This is a genomic window from Pseudomonas sp. M2 (genome assembly GCF_015751845.1).
Lineage (GTDB): Bacteria > Pseudomonadota > Gammaproteobacteria > Pseudomonadales > Pseudomonadaceae > Aquipseudomonas > Aquipseudomonas putida_E.
In genome coordinates this window covers 2,661,540-2,683,791 of record NZ_JADOUD010000001.1, presented here as the reverse complement: position 1 = coordinate 2,683,791, position 22,252 = coordinate 2,661,540, and the positions used below count along the sequence as shown (strand labels likewise).

Below are 22,252 nucleotides of genomic sequence, written 5' to 3'. Positions count from 1 at the left end.
ATAAGTTTTTATTATTTCCTGGCCTATGAAGCCAACCCTATAGTCGCCACCCACCACTTCCACAACAAGCGCGGGGCCTGACATGTCGAAATTCGCCAAACCGCTTCTCAATGCCAGCCTGGCCATCCTGCTGGGCACCGGTCTGTTCAGCCAGGCATTCGCCGGCGAGCAACTGAAAACCATCCAGGAAAAAGGCGTGATCAACGTCGGCCTCGAGGGCACCTACCCGCCGTTCAGCTTCCAGGATGAAAACGGCAAGCTCGCCGGCTTCGAGGTCGAGTTTTCAGAACTGCTGGCCAAGGAGCTGGGCGTCAAGGCCAAGATCCAGCCAACCAAATGGGATGGCATCCTTGCAGCGCTGGAATCCAAGCGCCTGGACGTGGTGGTCAACCAAGTGACCATCTCCGAGGAGCGCAAGAAGAAGTACGACTTCTCCGAGCCCTACACCGTCTCCGGCATCCAGGCGCTGATCCTGAAGAAGAAAGCCGAGCAGTTGAACATCAAGACCGCGCAGGACCTGGCCGGCAAGAAGGTCGGTGTGGGCCTGGGCACCAATTACGAACAGTGGGTGAAGCAGGACGTTCCGAACGCTGAAGTGCGCACCTACGAAGATGACCCAAGCAAGTTCGCCGACCTGCGCAACGGCCGTATCGACGCCATCCTGATCGACCGCCTGGCCGCCCTGGAATACGCGCAAAAAGCCAAGGACACCGAGCTTGCCGGCGACGCCTTCTCGCGCCTGGAAAGCGGCGTGGCCCTGCGCAAGGGTGAGCCGGAGCTGCTGGCGGCCATCAACAAGGCCATCGACAAGCTCAAGGCCGATGGCACCCTGGCCAAGCTGTCCGAGAAATACTTCGGTGCCGATGTCACCAAATGATCGCTGAAAGCCTGCAACTCGTTGTCGATTCCGCGCCCTTCCTGCTCAAGGGCGCGGGTTATACAGTGCTGCTGAGTGTCGGCGGCATGTTCTTCGGCCTGGTACTGGGTTTTGCCCTGGCACTGATGCGCCTGTCGAAGATCCTGCCGCTGGACTGGCTGGCACGCATCTATGTGTCGTTCTTCCGGGGCACGCCGCTGCTGGTGCAGCTGTTCGTGATCTACTTCGGCATGCCGCAGATCGGCATCGAACTCGACCCGATCCCGGCCTCGCTGATTGGCCTGTCGCTGAACATGGCAGCGTACATCTGCGAAATCCTGCGTGCGGCGATCTCCTCGATCGACCGTGGCCAGTGGGAAGCAGCCGCCAGCATCGGCATGACCCGCACCCAGGCCATGCGCCGGGCGATCCTGCCGCAAGCACTGCGCACGGCATTGCCACCGCTGGGTAACAGCTTCATCTCGCTGGTCAAGGACACCGCCTTGGCGGCGACCATCCAGGTGCCCGAGCTGTTCCGCCAGGCGCAGCTGATCACTGCGCGCACTTTCGAAGTATTCACCATGTACCTGGCCGTTGCGGTGGTCTACTGGGTCCTCTGCAGCATCCTCGCGCACTTCCAGAACCGCATGGAAGCGCGGGTCAACCAGCACGACCAGGAGCACTGAAGATGATCGTAGTAGAAGGCCTGACCAAGCAGTTCAAAGGCCAGACCGTGCTCAACGGCATCGACCTGACCGTGCAACCGGGCGAAGTGGTGGCCATCATCGGCCCCAGCGGCTCGGGCAAGACCACCTTCCTGCGTTGCCTCAACCTGCTGGAAACGCCAGACGCCGGGCGCATTCAGATCGGTGCCATCAGCATCGATGCCAACCGCCCGCTTGGCAATCAGCAAAGTGCCATTCGCCGCTTGCGCCAGCAGGCCGGCTTCGTGTTCCAGAGCTTCAACCTGTTCCCTCATCGCACAGCGCTGGAAAACGTCATCGAAGGGCCGGTGATCGTCAAGAAGACGCCCCGCGCCCAAGCCATCGAGCTGGGCCGCAAGCTGCTGGCCAAGGTCGGGCTGGCAGGCAAGGAAGACGCCTACCCCAAACGCCTTTCGGGCGGACAGCAACAGCGCGTTGCCATCGCCCGGGCGCTGGCCATGGAACCTGAGGTGATTCTGTTCGATGAACCCACCTCGGCGCTCGACCCTGAGCTGGTCGGCGAGGTGCTGGCGACCATCCGCGGCCTGGCGGAAGAAAAGCGCACCATGATCATCGTCACCCATGAGATGAGCTTTGCGCGTGATGTGGCTAACCGGGTGATCTTCTTCGACAAGGGGGTGATCGTCGAGCAGGGCGAGGCCAAGGCGCTGTTTGCCAATCCCAAGGAAGAGCGGACGCGGCAGTTCTTGCGCAAGTTTCTCGGGACTGCGGCTTCCGAATAATCGGCATTCGTTTCACTGGCCCATCGCCGGCAAACCGGCGATGGGGCGCGAAGCGGCCCTACTCAGTTCCAACGCAAACCCTCAGCCGGCACGGGCCGCCCGAACCAGTAGCCCTGCCCCAGCTGGCACTGCTGCTCCAGCAGGAACCTGGCCTGCTCCGGCTGCTCGATGCCCTCAGCGTGCACCTGCATGCCCATGCTCCGGGCCAGGGCGATGATCACCCGCACGATCGCGACGTCGTCGTCATCCATCGGCAAGCCGGCGACGAAGCCCTGGTCGATCTTCAGCTTCTGCACCGGCAGGCGCTTTAGCCGCAGCAACGACGAGTAGCCGGTGCCAAAGTCATCGATTGCCAGGTTCAAGCCCAGCTCACGCAGCCGGTGCAACTGCTCCAGCGCGACTTCGGGGTCTTCCATGACTGCACTCTCGGTCACCTCCACCTCCAGCAGCGACGGATCCAGACCGGTTTCGTGCAACACCCCGGCCACTTGCCGGTACAGCTCACGCTGGCCGAACAACCGGCTGGAGATGTTGACCGCAACGAACTCGAGCAGGCGCCCGTCAGCCTGCCAACTGACCATCTGCCGGCACGCCTCGCGCAGCACCCAGGCATCGATGTCGGCAATCAGCCCGGTACGCTCGGCGATAGGGATGAATTCGCTTGGCGGCACCAAGCCACGTTGCGGGTGCTGCCAACGCACCAGTGCCTCCACCCCGACCATCTTCGAGGTGAACAGGTCGAACACCGGCTGGTAGAACACCCGCAGTTCGTCTTGCGCCAGCGCACGGCGCAGCTCGCCTGCCGTTTCCACCCGGTGCTGGGCGTGTGCTGTCAGCTCTTCGGTGTACAGCGCGTAACAGGCGCGGCCATTGTGCTTGGCCTTGAACAGCGCCGAGTCGGCGTTGCGCAGTAGCTGTTCGGCGCTCAACGCATCGCTGGGGAACAGGCTGATGCCAACACTGACGCTGATGAACAGCCGATGCCCGTCGAACTCGAACGGTTCACGCATGCGTTCGATGAGCGCCTGTGCCAGTTTGCCGGCCTGGCCGACCTGCTGGCAGTTCTCTGCCAGCACACCAAACTCGTCACCGCCCAGGCGCGCCAAGGTCACGCCATTGCCCACCACCTCGGCCAGACGCTCGCCTACCAGCTTGAGCAGCTGATCACCGATGGTGTGGCCCAAGCCGTCGTTGATGCTCTGAAAGTGGTCAAGGTCAAGCAGCAACAAAGCACATCCACGCTTGTTGGCCTGTGCCGAAGCCAGTGCCTGCTCGGCCCGGTCGTTGAACAGCAGACGGTTGGGCAAGCCGGTAAGGGGGTCGTGGTGGGCCAGGTAGGCCAGTTCCTGCTCGGTATGCTTGATCGCGCTGATGTCGCTGAAAACCGCGACATAATGGGTCATCTCACCGCCATCATCGTGTATGGCGCGGATTGTCTGCCATTGCGGGTAGATTTCACCGCTCTTGCGCCGGTTCCATATCTCCCCGCTCCACTCGCCCTTCTCTGCCAGGGTGGCATAAATCTGCTGATAGAACGGCACGCCGTGCCGGCCCGACTTGAACTTGCTCGGGCGCTGGCCGAGCACTTCGTCCTGCTGGTAACCCGTGATCCGCATGAAGGCACGGTTGACGTGCACGATCAGCCCCTGGCGGTCAGTGACCAGCACGCCCTCCAGGGTACTGTCGAACACGGCTGCGGCCATACGCAGGCGGGCGCGGTCTTCGCTGCGAAGACGTGCGCCGACACCGATGAAATTGAGCAGACGGGCACGGGTAAAGAAAATCAGCCCCGCGCTGGCCAGCACCCATAGAACAACATTGATCTGCCGCCCCACGGCCAAGGCCAGAGGGTCTTCAGACATGCTGCGCAAAACCACCTCTGACAGCACCAGCCAGAGGATCGAGAGCACCAGATACAGCGCGGCCATGCGCAAGGCGTCGCGAACGGAAACAGACATGTCGGCAACAAAAGTCCATGAAAAATGATGGGGCATTATAGAGGCAGAAACATGCCGTGACGTCCTATCTGCAAGGGTGACTGGTTTTATTTCCCTGCCAAGGGATAATCAGAGCCTTCCCCTGTGTCTTCGAGGGTTTTGACACCTATGTGGTATTACGGTCTGCTCGACTTGTCGGCCTGGCAACTGGTTGGCGTTACCCTGCTGATGACTCACGTGACCATCATCAGCGTCACCATTTATCTGCACCGCTACTCCGCCCACCGTGCCCTGGAGCTCAATGGCGCGCTCAAGCACTTTTTCCGCTTCTGGCTGTGGCTGACCACGGCGCAGAACACCCGCGAGTGGACAGCAGTGCACCGCAAGCACCACGCCAAGTGCGAAACCCCGGACGACCCGCACAGCCCAGTGCACAAAGGCCTGGGCACGGTGCTGCGCAAAGGCGCCGAACTCTACAGGGAAGAAGCACTCAACCCCGAAACCCTGCGCATCTACGGCAAAAACTGCCCGGATGACTGGATCGAGCGCAATCTCTACTCACGCTACAAACATGGCGGTATCGCCCTGATGGCGGTGCTCGACCTGCTGCTGTTCGGCACTATCGGCATTACCATCTGGGCGGTGCAGATGATGTGGATTCCGTTCTGGGCAGCGGGTGTGGTCAACGGCTTGGGCCATGCGGTGGGCTACCGCAACTTCGAGTGCCGCGACGCTGCTACCAACCTGGTGCCATGGGGCATCGTCATCGGTGGCGAAGAACTGCACAACAACCACCACACCTACCCCAATTCGGCCAAGCTGTCGGTCAAGCGCTGGGAGTTCGATGCCGGCTGGGCCTGGATACGCCTGTTGTGCCTGCTGCGCCTGGCCAAAGTACAGCGGGTGGCGCCTATCGCGCATCGCGTCGAAGGCAAGGCCAACCTGGACATGGACACCACCATGGCCATCCTCAACAACCGTTTCCAGATCATGGCCCAATACCGCAAGCTGGTGATCGGCCCGTTGGTCAAACAGGAACTGGCCAAGGTCGACGCCTCGGTACGCCATCGCTTCCGCCGGGCCAAACGCCTGCTGTCGCGGGAACCCAGCCTGCTCGAAGAGCGTCACCATGTGCGCATCGAGTCCCTGCTTGAGCAGAGCCAGGCACTCAAGACCATCTATGAGAAACGCTTGGCCTTGCAGCAGATCTGGGCCCGTACCAGCGCCAATGGTCACGACATGCTGGCCGCCATGAAAGACTGGGTGCACGAGGCGGAAGCCAGTGGCATTCACGCCCTGCACGACTTCGCAGCGCAGTTGAAAACCTACTCCCTGCGCCCGAACGGCGCCTGAGCACCGTTGATCGGCACGCCCCGCAACGGGGCGTGCACGCTGGAACTTCCCCCCTGAAAAACCACTCAAAGCCGGCACATCGCCCGCGTGGCGGGCCGGTCTTTGGCCGCACGCTTACCCGTCGAGAGCCGCTCCGTGCACATGGCCAAGAACATCCATTCAACGCTGCCCGGCAATTCAGCTCCCGAGGCAGCCCAAATACTGCTGGCCTTGCTGCATGCCCAAGGCGAAGTGGCTCGCCTGAGCGAACGTGAACAGCTCTACAGCTCGTTGCTCGACAGCGTCAACGCGGTGCTCTGGGCGTTCGACTGGGAAACACGCCAGGTGCTCTACGTCAGCCCCGCCTACGAACGCATCTTCGGCCGCCCCACGAGCCTGGTGTTGGCGGACTTCAACGAATGGCGCGACAGCATCTACCCCGATGACCTGGAATACGCCGAGCGCAGCCTGGCCCAGGTGCTGATCAAAGGCGCGGTTGAAGACCGCGAGTACCGCATTCTCAATGCAAACGGCCAGGTACGCTGGCTCAGTGACAAGTGCTACATCAACCAGCAGCAGGAAGGTGACCGGGTGATAATCGTCGGCATTGCCGAAGACATCACCGACAAGAAGCAGCTTGAGGGCGAGCTGCATCGCCTGGCCACCACGGACGTGCTGACCCAGAGCAGCAACCGCCGGCACTTTTTCGAATGTGCAGGCCAAGCCTTCGACAGCGCACGCGAAGACGGCACGCCACTGGCGTTCCTGCTACTGGACATCGATGACTTCAAGCAGATCAACGACAGCTACGGCCATCAGGAAGGCGACCAGGTATTGCAACGCATTGCCGACAGCGGCAAGGCAGTGCTGCGCCGCGGCGACCTGTTCGGGCGTATTGGTGGCGAGGAGTTTGCCGCAGTGTTCCCCGGCTGCAATGCGCAGGTCGCCGAGCAGATTGCCGAGCGCCTGCAGCGCGAGATTCAGCGGCTGAGTTTCAGCCATGGCGAGCAGGTGTATGGAGTGACGGTAAGCCAGGGGCTGACCGGGCTAACGGATGAGGATGACTCACTGGACAGCCTCTTCGCTCGGGCCGATGCAGCGATGTACCGGGCCAAACGGCAGGGCAAGAATCAGATCGTGCGGGGCTGAGCAAGTGGCTGCGCACGGCGGCCCCAAAAAAACTCAGGTCGGCACCTTTTCTTCGGGGACAGGCGGCTCTTCATCTTGCGGTTTTACCTCAGGGTTCTGCACCTTGCGCAACCGGCTCAACTGTGCCAACCCAACCTTGAGCAAGCGCGCGGTCTTGTTGTCGGCCACCTTCTCCAACCCCTGACCCGCCGGCAGCCTTGCCAGTTGCCCTGCCAGGTTCATGGCCAGGATCTCCCGCGAATACACCCCACCGCCCAACTGATAGATTGCTGCGATCAGCTCACGCAGGCCCAGCGGCAAGCGCCAGCGGGTTCGCAGCGCCGAGCCGAATGCTGCACCGAAGTCGCGCAGTGACGCCTGCACCAAGCCATCATGCAGGTCACCACCTGCCAGCCGCCACTCCTGCAGGCAGCGCAGCACCGCAAGGTCACCCAGGCAGTGCAACAGCCCGGCGCAGTAACAAAGCTCTTCATCGAGCTCAAGCATGCGCGCCAGCGAACGAGCGTATTCGGCGGTATGCAGCGACAGGTTCCAGAAATGCGCCGCCTGCTGCGCCAGCAGCGGGTCGCTAAGGCGGGCGCTGCGCTTGAGGGCAAGGCCCAGAATCAGGTTCATGCTCTGCGTGCTGCCAAGCTTGTTCAGCGCCTGCAGCAGGGTCTGCACCGGAGCGTCGCGGTGCAGCGCAGCACTGTTGGCCGCAGCGATCAGTACGGCAGTAACCTGCGGGTCGTTGCGCACTTCCGCTTCGAGCACCTTGAGGTCCAGCCCCTGCGGGTTCAGCGCGCGCTTGATCGCCACCTGCACGTCGGCAAACAGCGGCCCGCCATCGGCGGTGGCGCGGCGCTGCTCAAGGAAGGCCGGCAGGCTCGCCCCTGGCTGCAACGGTGGCACCGGGCAGGCGATCTGCTCACCCACTTCAAGCAGCAGCTCTTCCAGACGCTTGCGCAGGTTGCCCATGTTCAGTGGCTTGCTCAGGTAAGCCGTGGGGTGCAGCGGCAGCGCCTCACGCACGCTGGCACTGTCACTGCGGTTGCTCATGAGAATGAACGGCAACCCCGGCCCCTTGGCGCGCACCTTGCGCAACAGGTCCAGGCCATCGACACCTGCCAGCTCACGGGCAGCGATGATCAGATCAGGCTTGCTGGCCAATGCCGTGAGCGCCTGTGAGCCATCGGCGCACACCTGCAGCCGGGCATCACAGCGCACGCTGAGCAGCATCTCACGCAGCATGTCGCGCACCCAGGGATCGCCTTCGGCAATCAGTACGCAAGGTGGGGTGGGGTCTGCAGCGTTCATGGCCAACTCCTGAATATCCCTGACACGCAATCCGTTGCAGCTTCCAAAGCAAGTCCTGCCACAACCATAGCGCCAAGGGCCTTTAATAGGCACAAAAAAAACCCGCCTAAGCGGGTTTTTTCATGAAGCGTGTCACATCAGGCCAGTTCAGCGAAGCACTCTTCGATGATGGCCAGGCCCTTGTCGAGCAGCTCATCTTCGGCGGTCAGCGGAACCAGGATACGCAGAACGTTGCCGTAGGTACCGCAAGACAGCAGGATCAGACCCTTGTCACGGGCTTTGGCAACCACTTGGGCGACCGCAGCGGCGTTCGGGGTGTGGGTGCCTTTTTCGAAGACTTCCACAGCGATCATCGAGCCCAGACCACGGACGTCGCCAATGATCGGGTGCTTTTCCTGGATCTTGCGCAGGCCAGCGGTCAGGTGCTCACCTACTGCCTTGCTGCGGTCCAGCAGCTTCTCTTCTTCGAACACCTGGATGACGGCCAGAGCCGCAGCACAGGCGATCGGCGAACCGGCGTAAGTACCGCCCAGGCCGCCCGGAGCGATGGCGTCCATGATCTCGGCCTTGCCGCAAACACCGGCCAGCGGGAAGCCGCCAGCAATGGATTTGGCGAAGGTGGTCAGGTCCGGCGCGACGCCCATCTGTTCCATGGCGAAGAAGGTGCCGGTACGGCCCGCACCAGTCTGAACTTCGTCGGCGATCAGCAGAATGCCGTGCTGGTCGCACAGGGCGCGCAGGCGCTTCATCAGCTCTTTAGGCGCTGGCAGGAAGCCGCCTTCGCCCTGTACCGGCTCGAGGATGATCGCGGCGATGTCGCGCGGCTCGGCGTCGTTCTTGAAGATGCGCTCGACCGAAGCGATGGCGTCGTCAACGCTGACACCGTGCAGTTCGCTCGGGAACAGGGCGCGGAAGATACCGCCAGGCATCAGGCCCATGCCTGCGGAGTACGGCACAACCTTGCCGGTCAGGCCCAAGGTCATCATGGTGCGGCCGTGGTAGCCGCCGGTGAAGGCGATCACGCCAGCACGGCCAGTGGCGGCACGGGCGATTTTCACGGCGTTCTCAACGGCTTCGGAGCCGGTGGAAACCAGCAGGGTCTTCTTGTCGAAGTCACCTGGGACCAGCTTGTTGATCTTCTCGCACAGCTCTACGTAAGGCTCGTAAGCCAGTACCTGGAAGCAGGTGTGGCTGACTTTGGTCAGCTGCTCTTGAACAGCGGCAACCACTTTCGGGTGCAGGTGGCCGGTGTTCAGAACTGCGATGCCGCCGGCGAAGTCGATCAGTTCGCGGCCTTCAACGTCGATCACGGTCGAGTTCTTCGCGCTTTCGACGAAGATCGGGTGAATCTGGCCTACGCCACGTGGGACGGCGGCTACACGACGTTGCATCAAGGATTCGTTGGTCTTGCTCATAATGCCCTCATTTGCGCCGATCAGCGGCGCTTTTATTCGGGGGTGGCTGGGAGTGTTCGCGAACAGTATTCGTTGATCGACTGCCGTGAACGCCCTGGCCACCAGGTGCTGCGATGTCAAAAAAGCCAGCGAGACGTCGCTCTCGCGCCCCGCTGGCAGAGGTAAAGCCTTCAGCGCATCAGACGCTGATGCACAGGTACTTGATTTCGAGGTAGTCCTCGATGCCGTACTTGGAACCTTCACGGCCCAGGCCCGAAGCCTTGATACCGCCGAATGGCGCGACTTCGTTGGAGATCAGGCCGGTGTTGATACCCACCATGCCGTATTCCAGCGCCTCGGCAACACGGAACACACGGCTCATGTCGCGGGCATAGAAGTACGAGGCCAGGCCGAACTCGGTGTCGTTGGACATGGCGATGACTTCAGCCTCGTCCTTGAAGCGGAACAGCGGCGCCAGCGGGCCGAAGGTCTCTTCCTTGGCGACGGCAGCGGTCTTCGGCACGTCGACCAGGATGGTCGGCTCGAAGAAGTTGCCTTCGATCAGCTTGCCACCGGACAGCACCTTGGCGCCTTTGGAGACGGCGTCCTCGATGTGTTCCTGAACCTTGGCGACGGCCTTGCCGTCGATCAGCGGGCCAGTGGTGGTGCCGTCTTCCAGGCCGTTACCGATCTTCAGTTTGGCCACAGCAGCCTTGAGCTTCTCGGCGAAGGCATCGTAGACGCCGTCCTGCACATAGATACGGTTGGCGCAAACGCAGGTCTGGCCGTTGTTGCGGTACTTGGAGATGATCGCGCCTTCTACCGCCTTGTCCAGGTCGGCATCGTCGAACACGATGAACGGGGCGTTGCCACCCAGCTCCAGGGAAACCTTCTTGATGTCCTTGGCACATTCTTCCATCAACTGGCGACCGATTTCGGTCGAGCCGGTGAAGGACAGTTTGCGCACCAGGGAGTTGCCGGTCAGCTCGCCGCCAACTTCGCCAGCGCTGCCGGTCACCACGCTCAGCACGCCAGCCGGGATGCCGGCACGGGTAGCCAGCTCGACCAGGGCCAGGGCAGAGTACGGGGTTTGCGAAGCAGGCTTGAGCACCATGGTGCAGCCAGCGGCCAGGGCCGGGCCGGCTTTACGGGTGATCATCGCCGCCGGGAAGTTCCACGGGGTGATGGCCGCGGTAACGCCGATCGGCTGCTTGATGACGATCAGGCGCTTGTCAGGCTGGTGGCCCGGGATGGTATCACCGTAGACGCGCTTGGCTTCTTCGGCGAACCACTCGATGAACGAGGCTGCGTAGGCGATTTCGCCCTTGGCTTCGGCCAGTGGTTTGCCTTGTTCGGTGGTCATCAGGCGAGCCAGGTCGTCCTGGTTCTCGATCATCAGTTCGAACCAGCGACGCAGCTTGTTCGAGCGCTCTTTGGCGGTCAGTGCACGCCAGGCCGGCAGGGCCTTGTCGGCAGCTTCGATGGCGCGGCGGGTTTCCGCAGAGCCCATCTTCGGCACGGTACCGATGACTTCACCTGTGGCCGGGTTGGTCACATTGATGGTCTGGCCGCTGTCCGCATCCAGCCATTCACCGTTGATGAAGGCTTGCTGGCGGAACAACTGAGCGTCTTTGAGCTGCATGTCGGCTTCCCGAATTGTTGATTGTTGAAAAGCGCCCAAGGCAGGGCATCGAGCGTTTGAAATCTCAAACGAATGCTAAGCGGCTGCTGGGGTATAGGACAATAGGCTGTTCGAAAAAAAGAACGAATGGTTGCACAGCCTATCCGAAAGCTGCCGGCAGGAACCCCTACAGGGTAGACGAATGCGCGCAGGCAAATGTGAGGGGAGGACCAACCGACACCCCTCACCGTGAAACAGACTACTACCAGCCCGGCAAGATCCCGAAACCTTTCGCTTACGCTCGAACCAGCCCCACTGGCTAGCCTTCATGAGGAACTCATCACTTGGCACGGACGCCGCCATGCACAACCCCGACGATCGATCCCTCGACATCAAGCGCGTGCTGGACACGCTGCAAGCCGACCAGCGCCTGAGCGCCAACGACGCCAGGCAGGTACTCGAACACGCCACCTCACAGCCACTTCGCCATCCGCTCGAAACCATAGCGGCCCTGGGCCTCGAAGACCGCCAGCACCCCGGCCAGCGCCTGCATCTGGACTGCCTGTGCCAATGGCTCGCCAGAAAAGTCGGCCAGCCTTACCAGCGCATCGACCCACTGCAACTCGACCTGTCGCAGGTCAACGGGCTGATATCGCCAGCATTCGCCCATCGCCACGGCATACTCATCCTGGCCAGCGACAGCCTGGGCATCACCGTGGCCAGTGCGCAGCCTTACCAGTGTGACTGGCAAACCGATCTGGCCCGCAGCCTGGGCAGGCCGATCCGCCGTGTGCTCGCCAGCCCCCTGCAGTTGCGCCAGGTGGGCCAGTCGCTGTTTCGCCTCGCCCACTCGGTGCAAGGTGCCCAGCATCAGCAGTCAGCAAGCCTCGGTGAGCTCGAGCAATTGCTGGAGCAGGACAAGCGCCAGGGCAACGCCACGGCAGACGACGCGCATATCGTGCACATCGTCGACTGGCTGCTGCAGTACGCTGTCGAACAGCGCGCCAGTGACATCCATCTTGAGCCACGCCGCGAGCAGGGCCGGTTGCGCTATCGCATAGACGGCCTCCTGCATACGGTCTACGCCTTCCCGGCCAGCGTGACCCTGGCCGTCGTCAGCCGCCTGAAGCACTTGGGCCGCATGGATGTCGCGGAAAAACGCCGGCCGCAGGATGGCCGTGTGAAGAGCAGCCTGCCAGGTGGCCACGAGGTGGAATTGCGCCTGTCTACGCTGCCCACCCCCTTTGGCGAAAAGCTGGTACTGCGCTTGTTCGACCCACAACAGCTACAGGAAGACTTCGACCGCCTGGGCCTGGAAGGTGAACAACTGCAGCAGTGGCAGGCCCTGCTGCAGCGCCGTCATGGCATTCTTTTGGTCACCGGCCCTACCGGTTCAGGCAAGACCAGCACGCTGTACGCGAGCCTGAAGTGGCTGGCCACGCCCGAGGTCAACCTGTGCACCATCGAAGACCCGATCGAACGCCTGGAGCCGGCTTTCAATCAATTACAGGTGCAGCCGGCACTGGACCTCAGCTTCGCCAACGGCGTACGCGCGCTGCTGCGCCAAGATCCTGACATCATCATGATCGGCGAGATCCGCGATCGCGAGACGGCGCTGGTAGCCGTGCAAGCTGCCCTTACCGGGCACCTGGTGCTCTCGACCCTGCACACCAACGACAGCTGTGGCGCCATCACCCGCCTGCTGGAACTGGGCGTGCCCGATTACCTGATCAAGGCCTCCCTGAGCGGGGTGATGGCGCAGCGCCTGGTGCGCTTGCTGTGCCGTGACTGTCAGGGCTGCGCATCATCGGCCAGCGGCCAGCCTTGCCTGCTGTGCCGGGGCACCGGCTTTCATGGCCGAACGGGCGTGTTCGAGCTGCTGGTCCCAAGTGAAAGCCTGCGCGCCCGGATAGGCGCAGGGGCGGACCTTGCCAGCTTGCAGCGACAGGCATTGAGCGAAGGGTTGCTGGACCTGAAACGCTGCGGGGAGGCAAAGGTGGCCAGTGGGCTGACCTGCCAAGAGGAAGTGCTGCGGGTCTGCGCATAAGCAAAAAACCCTTGTTTTCTGGGAACTTACACCCCTCAGACTCAATCAAATCGGGCTCCATCAGCCCTCACCCTTCGAGGTGTTTCATCATGCGTCTCCCAACCGCCATCGCAGCCGCTGCCCTGCTTTCGCTGCCCATTGGCTCCGCCATGGCCGATACCTTCTGGCGCAACGTGATTTCTTCCGGCGCGACTACGGCATCGACTTACCTGACCTCCAGGGACCACAAGCTGGTCGTCGCGGCGCAGGATGACGCCGGCAGCTTCGTTGCCAGTGAAGGTGCTATTCGTGGGCCGTTCCTGGAGGCGGCAATGCGCCAGGTGCGGGCTGAGAACCCAGGCATGCAAGCCAGCGACATGGAACTGGCCAATGCCATCCTGGCCAGGAACGCGGTAGCCGAGTAAGCCCCCTGGGGCTGCTGTGCAGCCCCAACTTCAACTCAGCGATACGCCTCCACCGGTACGCACGCACAGAACAGGTTCCTGTCCCCATACACGTTGTCGACCCGGTTCACCGCCGGCCAGTACTTGTGCTGGCGCACGTGAGCGCTGGGGGCTACAGCCTGCTCAAGGCTGTAAGGCCGGCTCCACGGTGCCAGCACATCGGCCAGGGTATGTGGCGCATGTTTGAGCGGGTTGTCTTCCGCTGGCCAGTTACCCTGCTGCACCTCACCGATCTCCGCACGGATCGCCAGCATGGCCTCGACGAACCGGTCCAGCTCGGCTTTCGACTCGCTCTCTGTCGGTTCGACCATCAAGGTCCCGGGCACCGGGAATGACATGGTCGGGGCATGGAAGCCATAGTCCATCAGGCGCTTGGCCACATCCTCTTCAGTTATCCCGGTAATTGCCTTGAGCGGCCGCAGATCAAGAATGCACTCGTGCGCCACCCGCTGGTTTCGGCCTCTGTACAGCACCGGGAAAGCCCCACCAAGCTGGCTGGCCAGGTAGTTGGCCGACAGGATGGCCACTTCGCTCGCATCGGCCAGTTGCGGCCCCATCATGGCGATATACATCCAGCTGATCGGCAAGATACTCGCGCTGCCCCAAGGCGCGGCGCTGACCGCGCTGTTGTTCGGGTCCAGGCCCGGCACCGGCACCACCGGATGACTGGCGACGAACGGCTTGAGGTGTGCACGGATGCCAATCGGCCCCATCCCGGGGCCGCCGCCACCGTGCGGGATGCAGAAGGTCTTGTGCAGGTTCATGTGCGAGACATCGGCGCCGATGTCAGCCGGCCGCGTGAGACCGACCTGGGCGTTGAGGTTGGCGCCGTCCATGTAGACCTGGCCACCGTGCTGGTGCACCACCTCACATATTTCCCGGATGCCCTCCTCATACACACCATGTGTCGACGGGTAGGTAACCATGAGGCAGGACAGCCGCTCGCCTGCAGCCTTGGCCTTGGCTTTGAGGTCGTCGAGGTCAACGTTGCCGTCGTCATCGCAGTCGACGATCACCACTTCCATGCCAGCCATCTGCGCTGAAGCAGGGTTGGTGCCGTGGGCCGACGAAGGGATCAGGCACAGCGTGCGCTGGGGCTGATGACGGCTGCGGTGGTAACGGGTGATTGCCATCAGCCCGGCGTATTCGCCCTGGGCACCCGAGTTGGGTTGCATGCAGATCGCATCAAAACCGGTAATAGCGCACAGCCAGCGCTCCAGCTCATCGATCATCGCTTTGTAGCCTGCGACCTGAGCATCGGGCGCAAAGGGATGAAGCAGAGCGAATCCGGGCCAGGTGATGGGGATCATTTCGCTGGTGGCGTTGAGCTTCATGGTGCAGGAACCCAGCGGGATCATCGATTGGTTCAGCGCCAGGTCCTTGTTTTCCAGCTGCTTGAGGTAGCGCAGCATCTGCGTTTCGCTGTGATGCAGGTTGAACACCGGGTGGGAGAGGAACGGCGTGCGCCGTTCCAGAGCGGCCGGAATACCCCCTGTCAGAACCTGCTGGTCAAGCGCGGTGACCTCAAGGCCATGATCCACGCCAAGAAAGATGTCGAACAGCCGAAGCACGGTTTCTTCGCTGCACGTTTCGTCCAGGCTCACACCCAGATGGCCGCGGCCCAGAATGCGCAAGTTGATGCACGCCGCTTGCGCACTTTCGATGATGGCCGCCTGGGCACCGCCGACATCCAGGGTAAGTGTGTCGAAGAAATGCGGGTTAAGGCGTTTGATGCCCTTGGCCTCAAGGCCCGCGGCGAGCACGACGGTCAGCCGGTGCACGCGCTGTGCAATGCGCTGCAAGCCTTCAGGGCCGTGGTACACCGCATAGAAGCCGGCGATGTTGGCCAGCAGTACCTGGGCGGTGCAGATGTTGGAGTTGGCTTTTTCGCGGCGGATGTGTTGCTCGCGGGTCTGCAGGGCCATTCGCAGTGCGGTGTTGCCACGGGCATCACGCGACACACCGATGATGCGCCCCGGCATCGCCCGCTTGTAGTCTTCGCGGCAGGCGAAATAGGCCGCATGCGGGCCGCCATAGCCCATCGGCACGCCAAAGCGCTGGGTCGAGCCAAGCACCACGTCTGCGCCAAGCTCGCCCGGCGGCGTGAGTAGCACCAGGCTCAACAGGTCTGCCGCCACGCATGCCAAGGCATGCTGGCCGTGCAACTGGTCAATCAGCGGGCGCAGGTCACGCACTTCCCCATGAGTATCCGGGTACTGCAGCAAAGCGCCGAATACTTGGTGCTGGCCAAGGTTATCCACAGCGTCGACGATCAGCTCGAAACCAAAACCTTCAGCCCGGGTTCGCAACACGGACAGTGTCTGCGGGTGACAGTGTTCATCGGCAAAGAAGGCATTGCTCTTGTTGCGCGCCACGCGTTTGGCCAAGGCCATGGCTTCGGCTGCGGCGGTGGCTTCATCGAGCAGTGAGGCATTGGCCAGGGCCAGGCCGCTCAGGTCGATGACCATTTGCTGAAAGTTGAGCAGCGCTTCCAGCCGGCCTTGGGCGATTTCTGGCTGGTAAGGCGTATAGGCGGTGTACCAGCCGGGGTTCTCCAGCACGTTGCGCAGGATGACGGTTGGCGTGACGGTGCCGTGGTAACCCATGCCGATCAGGCTGGTCCACACCTGGTTCTGCTCGGCATAACCGGCGAGCTTGGCCAAGGCAGCCTGTTCATCCAGGGCGGGGGGCAGGTCGAGGGCGCGGTTGAAGCGGATATCCGGCGGGACGGTCTGTTCGATCAGCTCGCTGCGGCTACTCAAGCCCAGGGCGTTGAGCATGGCCTGCTGCTCGGAGGCATCTGGCCCCAGGTGGCGACGCAGGAATGGGTTGAGCTCTTGCAGTTGATGCAGGGATGGCGACTGGGACATGACGACGCTCTCTTCCTAGACCAGGCCTCGTGGAGACTTATAAGTCTAGGAAGGATTGCCGATACTGCGGGAAAACTTGCTTCGCCAGTACCGGCCTCATCGCCGGCAAGCCGGCGATGAGGCCAGAAGGCTCACTCGCCGATAGCGGCTTTGTAACCGGCAGCGTCCAGCAGCTTGTCCAGTTCGGCCTTGTCGCTTGGCTTGAGCTTGAAGATCCAGGCGCCGTAAGGCTCTTCGTTGAGCAGCTCCGGGCTGTCGGCCAGGTCTTCGTTGACCGCGATCACTTCGCCACCCACCGGGGCATAGATATCCGAAGCGGCCTTGACCGACTCGACCACGCCAGCAGCATCGCCAGCAGCGAATACTTTGCCAACCTCTGCCAGTTCCACGAACACCACATCACCCAGGGCCTCTTGAGCGTGGTCGCTGATGCCCACGGTCACAGTACCGTCGGCTTCCAGGCGCGCCCACTCGTGGCTTTCGGCAAAACGCAGATCGGCGGGGATATTGCTCATGTCTTGTATTCCTCGATTGGGTCAGCGGTCGGCCCGCCGTTGATTGTTCAGATCAGAATCTTGCCGTGACGCACGAAGGTCGGTTTGACCACCCGCACCGGGTACCACTTGCCGCGAATCTCGACCTCGGCACGATCGCCGGTGGCCATGGGCACGCGCGCCAGGGCAATGGATTTGCTCAGCGTAGGAGAGAAACTACCACTGGTGATCTCCCCTTCGCCAATGCCGGCAACGCGAACCACCTGATGGGCGCGCAAAACACCGCGTTCCTCCAGCACCAGGCCGACCAGCTTGTCCTGCACGCCGCGCTCGATTTCCGCCAGCAGGCCAGCGCGGCCGATGAAATCACGCTCGGCCGGCTCCCAGGCGATGCTCCAGCCCAGGTTGGAGGTAAGCGGGGTGTGGTCTTCGTCGATATCCTGGCCGTACAGGTTCATGCCGGCCTCCAGGCGCAAGGTGTCGCGGGCGCCAAGGCCACTGGGGGCGATGCCAGCGCCGACCAGGTCGTTGAAAAAGGCCACGGCCTCATGGCCCGGCAGGATGATTTCCAACCCGTCCTCACCGGTGTAACCGGTGCGGGCAATGAACCAGTCGCCCTCGCCAAGCCCTTCGAACGGGCGCAGCTCACGGATAAGCGCAGCGCGCGAAGCGCTGAGCAAGGCTGCGACTTTCTCGCGGGCCTGGGGGCCCTGGATGGCGAGAATGGCCAGGTCGGGGCGCACCTTGAAACCGACCGAGAAGCCGGTACTGTGGGCCTCCAGCCACGCCAGTACATTGGCGCGGGTAGCGGCATTGGTGATCAGCCGGTAGCCATTTTCCGTGCGGTAGACGATCAGGTCATCGATAATTGCGCCCTGTTCGTTGAGCAACGGGCTGTACAGCGCCTTGCCGACACCCCCAAGGCGGGCAACGTCGTTGGCCAGCAAGCGCTGCAGCCAGACGGTGGCATCGGTGCCATCGATGTCGATCACGGTCATGTGGGAAACATCGAACACCCCACAGTCACTGCGCACCTGATGGTGCTCTTCAACTTGCGAGCCGTAGTGCAGCGGCATGTCCCAGCCACCGAAATCGACTGTCTTGGCGCCTAGCGCCAGGTGCAAGTCGTACAAAAGCGTGCGCTGTCCCATGGGTTTCTCCTTCCGGGCGTGGCGAAGCGGCGGCGGTCGATGACGTTTGGTTGTCAGCTCTTCTTGTAGGACCCGTCGCGCGAATGCCGCGCATTGTAGCCGCAAGGGCGCGGGCTGGCACCCTCAGTGACTGTGACCGGGGCGCCTGGCTGAACGACGAATCAGGCCGATGACCGGCAGCAGGCCAACCAGCACCAAGGTCAAGGCGGGCAGTGAGGCACGCGCCCACTCGCCTTCACTGGTCATCTCGAACACCCGTACGGCGAGGGTATCCCAGCCGAAGGGCCGCATCAGCAAGGTCGCGGGCATTTCCTTGAGCACATCGACGAAGACCAGCAGTGCGGCGCTGAGGGCACCAGGGACCAGCAGCGGCATATACACTTTGAAAAACAATCTCGCCCCTCCGACACCCAGGCTCCGTGAAACCTCGGGCAACGACGGGCGGATGCGCTCCAGGCTGCCTTCCAGTGGCCCATAGGCCACGGCGATGAAACGTACCAGATAGGCCACCAGCAATGCCGCCAGGCTGCCCAGCAGCAATGGCTTGCCTGCCCCACCCAGCCAGCTCGACAGAGGGATCACCAGGTGGTTGTCCAGGTAGCTGAAGGCCAGCATGATCGACACCGCCAGCACCGAGCCGGGCAAGGCGTAGCCCAGGTTGGCCAGGCCAACCCCGGCACGGATGCCGCCGGTCGGCGCCTGACGCCGGGCAAATGCCAGCAGCAGTGCGACGCTCACCGTGATCAAGGCTGCCAGGGCGCCCAGGTACAAGGTGTGCAGCACCAGGCCAACATAGCGCTCGTCCAGGTCATGCCGCCCCCGGTGCCAGAACCATACCAGCAACTGCAGCAGCGGGATGACGAAGGCACAGGCAAATACCAGCAGGCACCAGCCACTGGCCAGCAGTGCCTTCAGACCGCGCAGGTGATAGAGGGCCTGACCCCGCGGGCGTTCGTTTGAGCTGCGCGAGGCGCCACGAGCTCGGCGCTCTCCGTACAGCACCAGCATTACCGCCAGCAATAGCAGGCTGGCCAGCTGAGCCGCGCTGGACAGGCTGAAGAAGCCGTACCAGGTCTTGTAAATGGCGGTGGTGAACGTGTCGAAATTGAACACCGCCACCGCGCCGAAATCTGCCAAAGTCTCCATCAGGGCCAGCGCAATGCCTGCGCCGATGGCCGGCCTCGCCATGGGCAGCGCAACCCGCCAGAAAGCTTGCAGCGGCGAAAGACCCAACACCCGCGCCGCTTCCATGAGCCCCTTGCCCTGGGCCAGGAATGCCGTGCGTGCGAGCAGGTAGACATAGGGATAGAACACCAGCACCAGCACGACAATCACCCCGCCGGTGGAGCGCACCCGCGGCAGGCGCATGGGCCCGAACACTTCACGCAAGGCGCTTTGCACTGGGCCGGCGAAATCAAGCAGGCCGACGAAGACGAACGCCAAGACATAGGCAGGGATGGCAAACGGCAGCATCAGTGCCCAGTCCAGCCAGCGCCTGCCGGGGAACTCGCAAAGGCTGGTGAGCCAGGCCAGGCTCACGCCAAGCACCGTGACGCCTACGCCTACGCCCGCCACCAGGGTGAGCGTGTTGCCGAGCAGGCGGCTCATCTGGGTGTCGAGCAGGTGCGACCAGATCTGCACGTCGATCGACTGCCAGGACAGCAGCAAGACGCTCAAGGGCAAGAGCACGAGTGCGGCAGTCAGGGTGACCGGGAGGTACCAGCGGCGTTGGGGAGCGTGGGGCAAGGCAACTGTCTCTGTGGCAGATGGCAACCGCTGAGCGGGCTTGCCACGCGAAGGGGCCCTTGTGGGCCCCTGCAGGATAAAGCCTGGGGCTTAGTTCCAGCCAGCCCGATCCATCAAGCGAATGGCCTCGGCCTGGCGTTTGCCTGCCACCTCGACCGGGATGCTGTCAGCCTTGAAGCTGCCCCATGCCGCGACCTCGTCCGATGGCTTGACCTTCGGGTTGGCCGGGAACTCCTGGTTGATGTCGGCGAACAGCTTCTGCGCCTGCTCACCGGTCATCCACTCCACCAGCTTCTTGGCCGCCTCCGGATGCGGTGCGTGCTTGGTCAGGCCGATGCCGGACAGGTTGACGTGCACGCCTCGGTCGCCCTGGTTAGGCCAGAAGATCTTCACCGGCAAGTTCGGGTTCTGCTTGTGCAGGCGGCCGAAGTAGTAAGTGTTCACCACCCCCACATCGCACTGGCCGGCCTCGATGGCCTGGATTACCGAGTTGTCATCGGAGAACACGTCGGTAGACAGGTTGTTGACCCAGCCTTTGACGATCTGTTCGGTCTTGGCCTCGCCATGGTTCTCGATCAGCGTGGCGGTCAGCGACTGGTTGTAGACCTTCTTTGCCGTGCGCAGGCACAGACGCCCTTCCCACTGCTTGTCGGCCAGTGCCTCGTAGGTGCTCAGCTCTGCGGGTTTGACCCGCTCGGTGGAGTAGATGATGGTCCGCGCGCGCAGGCTCAGGCCAGTCCAGTCATGGGACGAGGCGCGGTATTGAGCGGGGATGTTCTGGTCGATGATGGCCGACTTGATAGGCTGCAGGATGCCCATCTGCTCGGCCTGCCACAGGTTACCGGCATCGACGGTCAGCAGCAGGTCGGCCACCCCGTTCTCGCCCTCGGCCTTGATGCGCTGCATCAGCGGGGCTTCCTTGTCGGTGATGAACTTGATCTTGACGCCGGTCTCGGCGGTGTAGGCGTCGAACACCGGCTTGATCAGCTCGTCGATGCGCGAGGAGTACACCACTACTTCGTCCGCCGCCTGGGCGGTGCCACCGAACAGCGTCAGGGCCAGGGCGGCCAGTAGGGGCTTGCGTGGCAACATGGGATGCACTCCTCGAATCGTATGAGAGGCGCAAATGGTAGTGAATCCCATTTTCCGGCTCACCTACCCAGCCGTTACCAGATGTTGCAAGAGCACGCGAACGCCTGCAGGAGCGGCCTCGTGTCGCGAAAGGGCCGCAAAGCGGCCCAACAATCTCAAGGTCTGGCCAGCTCCGGCAAGTCCCCGGAAAGCCCCAACGCCTGGCGCACGAACAGCGCCTTGGCCTCCGGCATCTGCTGCACCAGCTTCAGACCGCTGTTACGCAACCAGCGCAACGGCAGCGGGTTGGCCTGGAACAGCCGCTCGAAGCCCTCCATCGCCGCCATCAATGCCAGGTTGTGTGGCATGCGTCGGCGCTCATAACGGCTGAGCACTTTCACATCCGCCAGCCGTTCACCCCGCTCGCAGGCGTTCACCAACACCTCAGCCAGCACCGCTGCATCGAGAAAGCCCAGGTTCACGCCCTGCCCCGCCAACGGATGAATGGTGTGCGCGGCATCGCCGATCAATGCCAGCCCCTCGTCCACGTACCGCTTGGCGTGGCGCTGGCGCAACGGCACGCAAACCCGAGGGTCGGCGTGCAGCACTTGGCCCAGGCGCCCCTCGAATCCACGCTCCAGGGCCTTGAGGAAAGCTTGATCATCCAGCGCCATGAGCTGCTCGGCCTGCTCGGGCGTGGTCGACCACACGATCGAGCACCAGCCCTGCTGGCCGTCTCGCGACAAGGGCAGGAAGGCCAGCGGCCCTTCGTCGGTGAAGCGCTGCCAGGCGGTAGCCTGGTGTGCAGCACTGCAGCGCACGCTGGTGACGATAGCGTGGTGCAGGTAATCCCACTCACGGGTCTGGCAGCCGGCCAGGCGCCGCACCGCCGAATTGGCACCGTCGGCAGCCACCACCAGCGGTGCCCGCAGGCGGCGGCCATCGGCCAGGGTCAGCAGCCACTCATCGCCAGAGCGGCGCATCTGCTCCAGGCGGGCGTTGGGCAGCAGGCCGATATCGCTGTCATGCAGGCGCTCCAGCAGGCCATCCTGCACTACCCGGTTTTCGACGATATGGCCAAGCACCTGCGCGTGCACGCTGGCGGCGGAAAAGTGAATCTGCCCAGTGCCGCTGCCGTCCCAGACATGCATGTCCGAGTAGGGCGAAACACGCCGTTTGGCGATTTCTTCCCAGGCGCCCAAACGCTCGAGGATGCGCTGGCTGGCCGCCGAGAGGGCGCTGACCCGCGCCTCGAACGGCGCATCGCCGTCAAACGGCTTCACCGTCAGCGAACCACCGTCGAGCAGGAGTATCTCCAGGCCACTGTGGCGCAACGCCAAGGCCAAGGCGCTGCCGACCATACCGGCACCGACAATCAACAGATCTGCGCGCATTTCC

At 62.8% G+C, this 22,252-nt stretch carries 17 protein-coding genes; 7 read left to right on the top strand and 10 right to left on the bottom strand.

The window, feature by feature from the left end; genetic code table 11:
* The first annotated feature begins 82 nt into the window (after positions 1-82).
* From tcyJ to tcyN, 3 genes are read left to right on the top strand one after another with little or no spacing between them, the layout of a single operon-like run.
* Positions 83-877 (top strand): cystine ABC transporter substrate-binding protein, encoded by a 795-nt coding sequence (gene tcyJ, locus IWW33_RS12405; protein WP_115273135.1) that lies wholly within the window; start codon positions 83-85, stop codon positions 875-877.
* On the top strand, positions 874-1,542 hold the full coding sequence (tcyL, locus tag IWW33_RS12400) for a cystine ABC transporter permease (RefSeq protein ID WP_039603142.1): 669 nt from the start codon (positions 874-876) through the stop codon (positions 1,540-1,542). Before tcyJ ends, tcyL begins: the two co-directional genes overlap by 4 nt.
* Before the next feature lie 2 nt (positions 1,543-1,544).
* On the top strand, positions 1,545-2,303 hold the full coding sequence (gene tcyN / locus IWW33_RS12395) for an L-cystine ABC transporter ATP-binding protein TcyN (RefSeq protein WP_046788212.1): 759 nt from the start codon (positions 1,545-1,547) through the stop codon (positions 2,301-2,303).
* Positions 2,304-2,365: 62 nt separating this feature from the next.
* On the opposite strand, the gene dibA is transcribed toward tcyN, so the two are convergent.
* Complete coding sequence (dibA, locus tag IWW33_RS12390) at positions 2,366-4,261, bottom strand: phosphodiesterase DibA (protein WP_115273136.1); 1,896 nt, start codon at positions 4,259-4,261, stop codon at positions 2,366-2,368.
* 147 nt (positions 4,262-4,408) lie between these two features.
* Between dibA and desA the strand changes: the two genes are divergently transcribed.
* Positions 4,409-5,593, top strand: a complete 1,185-nt coding sequence (gene desA / locus IWW33_RS12385; RefSeq protein ID WP_046788210.1) for a delta-9 fatty acid desaturase DesA — start codon at positions 4,409-4,411, stop codon at positions 5,591-5,593.
* A gap of 141 nt (positions 5,594-5,734) precedes the next feature.
* Complete coding sequence (locus IWW33_RS12380; protein ID WP_046788209.1) at positions 5,735-6,721, top strand: sensor domain-containing diguanylate cyclase; 987 nt, start codon at positions 5,735-5,737, stop codon at positions 6,719-6,721.
* A gap of 33 nt (positions 6,722-6,754) precedes the next feature.
* Here IWW33_RS12380 and IWW33_RS12375 read toward each other — a convergent pair whose 3' ends face one another.
* From IWW33_RS12375 to gabD, 3 genes are all read right to left on the bottom strand, one after another.
* A complete protein-coding gene (locus tag IWW33_RS12375; protein WP_119687948.1) occupies positions 6,755-8,017 on the bottom strand; it encodes a response regulator in 1,263 nt (420 codons plus the stop codon).
* A 137-nt stretch (positions 8,018-8,154) separates the two neighbouring features.
* Positions 8,155-9,432: a 4-aminobutyrate--2-oxoglutarate transaminase gene (gene gabT, locus IWW33_RS12370; protein WP_012316754.1), complete on the bottom strand. Its 1,278-nt coding sequence runs from the start codon at positions 9,430-9,432 to the stop codon at positions 8,155-8,157.
* A 178-nt stretch (positions 9,433-9,610) separates the two neighbouring features.
* Complete coding sequence (gene gabD, locus IWW33_RS12365) at positions 9,611-11,053, bottom strand: NADP-dependent succinate-semialdehyde dehydrogenase (RefSeq protein WP_046788207.1); 1,443 nt, start codon at positions 11,051-11,053, stop codon at positions 9,611-9,613.
* A 340-nt stretch (positions 11,054-11,393) separates the two neighbouring features.
* Here gabD and IWW33_RS12360 point away from each other — a divergent pair, with 340 nt between their 5' ends.
* Together IWW33_RS12360 and IWW33_RS12355 are read left to right on the top strand one after the other, a co-directional pair.
* On the top strand, positions 11,394-13,079 hold the full coding sequence (locus tag IWW33_RS12360) for a GspE/PulE family protein (RefSeq protein WP_174141988.1): 1,686 nt from the start codon (positions 11,394-11,396) through the stop codon (positions 13,077-13,079).
* Between the two features lie 89 nt (positions 13,080-13,168).
* Entirely contained in the window at positions 13,169-13,483 is a 315-nt protein-coding gene (locus IWW33_RS12355; RefSeq protein ID WP_046788205.1) for a DUF2388 domain-containing protein, read from the top strand.
* A 35-nt stretch (positions 13,484-13,518) separates the two neighbouring features.
* Here IWW33_RS12355 and gcvP read toward each other — a convergent pair whose 3' ends face one another.
* The 6 genes from gcvP to IWW33_RS12325 form a co-directional block, all read right to left on the bottom strand.
* Entirely contained in the window at positions 13,519-16,392 is a 2,874-nt protein-coding gene (gene gcvP / locus IWW33_RS12350) for an aminomethyl-transferring glycine dehydrogenase (RefSeq protein WP_174141989.1), read from the bottom strand.
* Positions 16,393-16,523: 131 nt separating this feature from the next.
* A complete protein-coding gene (gcvH, locus tag IWW33_RS12345) occupies positions 16,524-16,907 on the bottom strand; it encodes a glycine cleavage system protein GcvH (RefSeq protein ID WP_046788203.1) in 384 nt (127 codons plus the stop codon).
* A 47-nt stretch (positions 16,908-16,954) separates the two neighbouring features.
* Complete coding sequence (gene gcvT, locus IWW33_RS12340; protein WP_046788202.1) at positions 16,955-18,037, bottom strand: glycine cleavage system aminomethyltransferase GcvT; 1,083 nt, start codon at positions 18,035-18,037, stop codon at positions 16,955-16,957.
* A 123-nt stretch (positions 18,038-18,160) separates the two neighbouring features.
* Complete coding sequence (locus IWW33_RS12335) at positions 18,161-19,783, bottom strand: iron ABC transporter permease (protein ID WP_174141990.1); 1,623 nt, start codon at positions 19,781-19,783, stop codon at positions 18,161-18,163.
* Positions 19,784-19,873: 90 nt separating this feature from the next.
* The gene (locus IWW33_RS12330; protein WP_119687952.1) at positions 19,874-20,875 is read right to left on the bottom strand and encodes an extracellular solute-binding protein; all 1,002 of its coding nucleotides are present in this window, start codon (positions 20,873-20,875) and stop codon (positions 19,874-19,876) included.
* Positions 20,876-21,030: 155 nt separating this feature from the next.
* Positions 21,031-22,248: a 2-octaprenyl-3-methyl-6-methoxy-1,4-benzoquinol hydroxylase gene (locus IWW33_RS12325; protein WP_174142001.1), complete on the bottom strand. Its 1,218-nt coding sequence runs from the start codon at positions 22,246-22,248 to the stop codon at positions 21,031-21,033.
* Positions 22,249-22,252: the final 4 nt, after the last annotated feature.

Bases quoted from the DNA above. Each gene is read 5' to 3' on its own strand.
- tcyJ (WP_115273135.1), top strand. From the start codon at position 83: ATGTCGAAATTCGCCAAACCGCTTCTCAATGCCAGCCTGGCCATCCTG.
- tcyL (WP_039603142.1), top strand. From the start codon at position 874: ATGATCGCTGAAAGCCTGCAACTCGTTGTCGATTCCGCGCCCTTCCTG.
- tcyN (WP_046788212.1), top strand. From the start codon at position 1,545: ATGATCGTAGTAGAAGGCCTGACCAAGCAGTTCAAAGGCCAGACCGTG.
- dibA (WP_115273136.1), bottom strand. From the start codon at position 4,261: ATGTCTGTTTCCGTTCGCGACGCCTTGCGCATGGCCGCGCTGTATCTG.
- desA (WP_046788210.1), top strand. From the start codon at position 4,409: ATGTGGTATTACGGTCTGCTCGACTTGTCGGCCTGGCAACTGGTTGGC.
- IWW33_RS12380 (WP_046788209.1), top strand. From the start codon at position 5,735: ATGGCCAAGAACATCCATTCAACGCTGCCCGGCAATTCAGCTCCCGAG.
- IWW33_RS12375 (WP_119687948.1), bottom strand. From the start codon at position 8,017: ATGAACGCTGCAGACCCCACCCCACCTTGCGTACTGATTGCCGAAGGC.
- gabT (WP_012316754.1), bottom strand. From the start codon at position 9,432: ATGAGCAAGACCAACGAATCCTTGATGCAACGTCGTGTAGCCGCCGTC.
- gabD (WP_046788207.1), bottom strand. From the start codon at position 11,053: ATGCAGCTCAAAGACGCTCAGTTGTTCCGCCAGCAAGCCTTCATCAAC.
- IWW33_RS12360 (WP_174141988.1), top strand. From the start codon at position 11,394: ATGCACAACCCCGACGATCGATCCCTCGACATCAAGCGCGTGCTGGAC.
- IWW33_RS12355 (WP_046788205.1), top strand. From the start codon at position 13,169: ATGCGTCTCCCAACCGCCATCGCAGCCGCTGCCCTGCTTTCGCTGCCC.
- gcvP (WP_174141989.1), bottom strand. From the start codon at position 16,392: ATGTCCCAGTCGCCATCCCTGCATCAACTGCAAGAGCTCAACCCATTC.
- gcvH (WP_046788203.1), bottom strand. From the start codon at position 16,907: ATGAGCAATATCCCCGCCGATCTGCGTTTTGCCGAAAGCCACGAGTGG.
- gcvT (WP_046788202.1), bottom strand. From the start codon at position 18,037: ATGGGACAGCGCACGCTTTTGTACGACTTGCACCTGGCGCTAGGCGCC.
- IWW33_RS12330 (WP_119687952.1), bottom strand. From the start codon at position 20,875: ATGTTGCCACGCAAGCCCCTACTGGCCGCCCTGGCCCTGACGCTGTTC.
- IWW33_RS12325 (WP_174142001.1), bottom strand. From the start codon at position 22,248: ATGCGCGCAGATCTGTTGATTGTCGGTGCCGGTATGGTCGGCAGCGCC.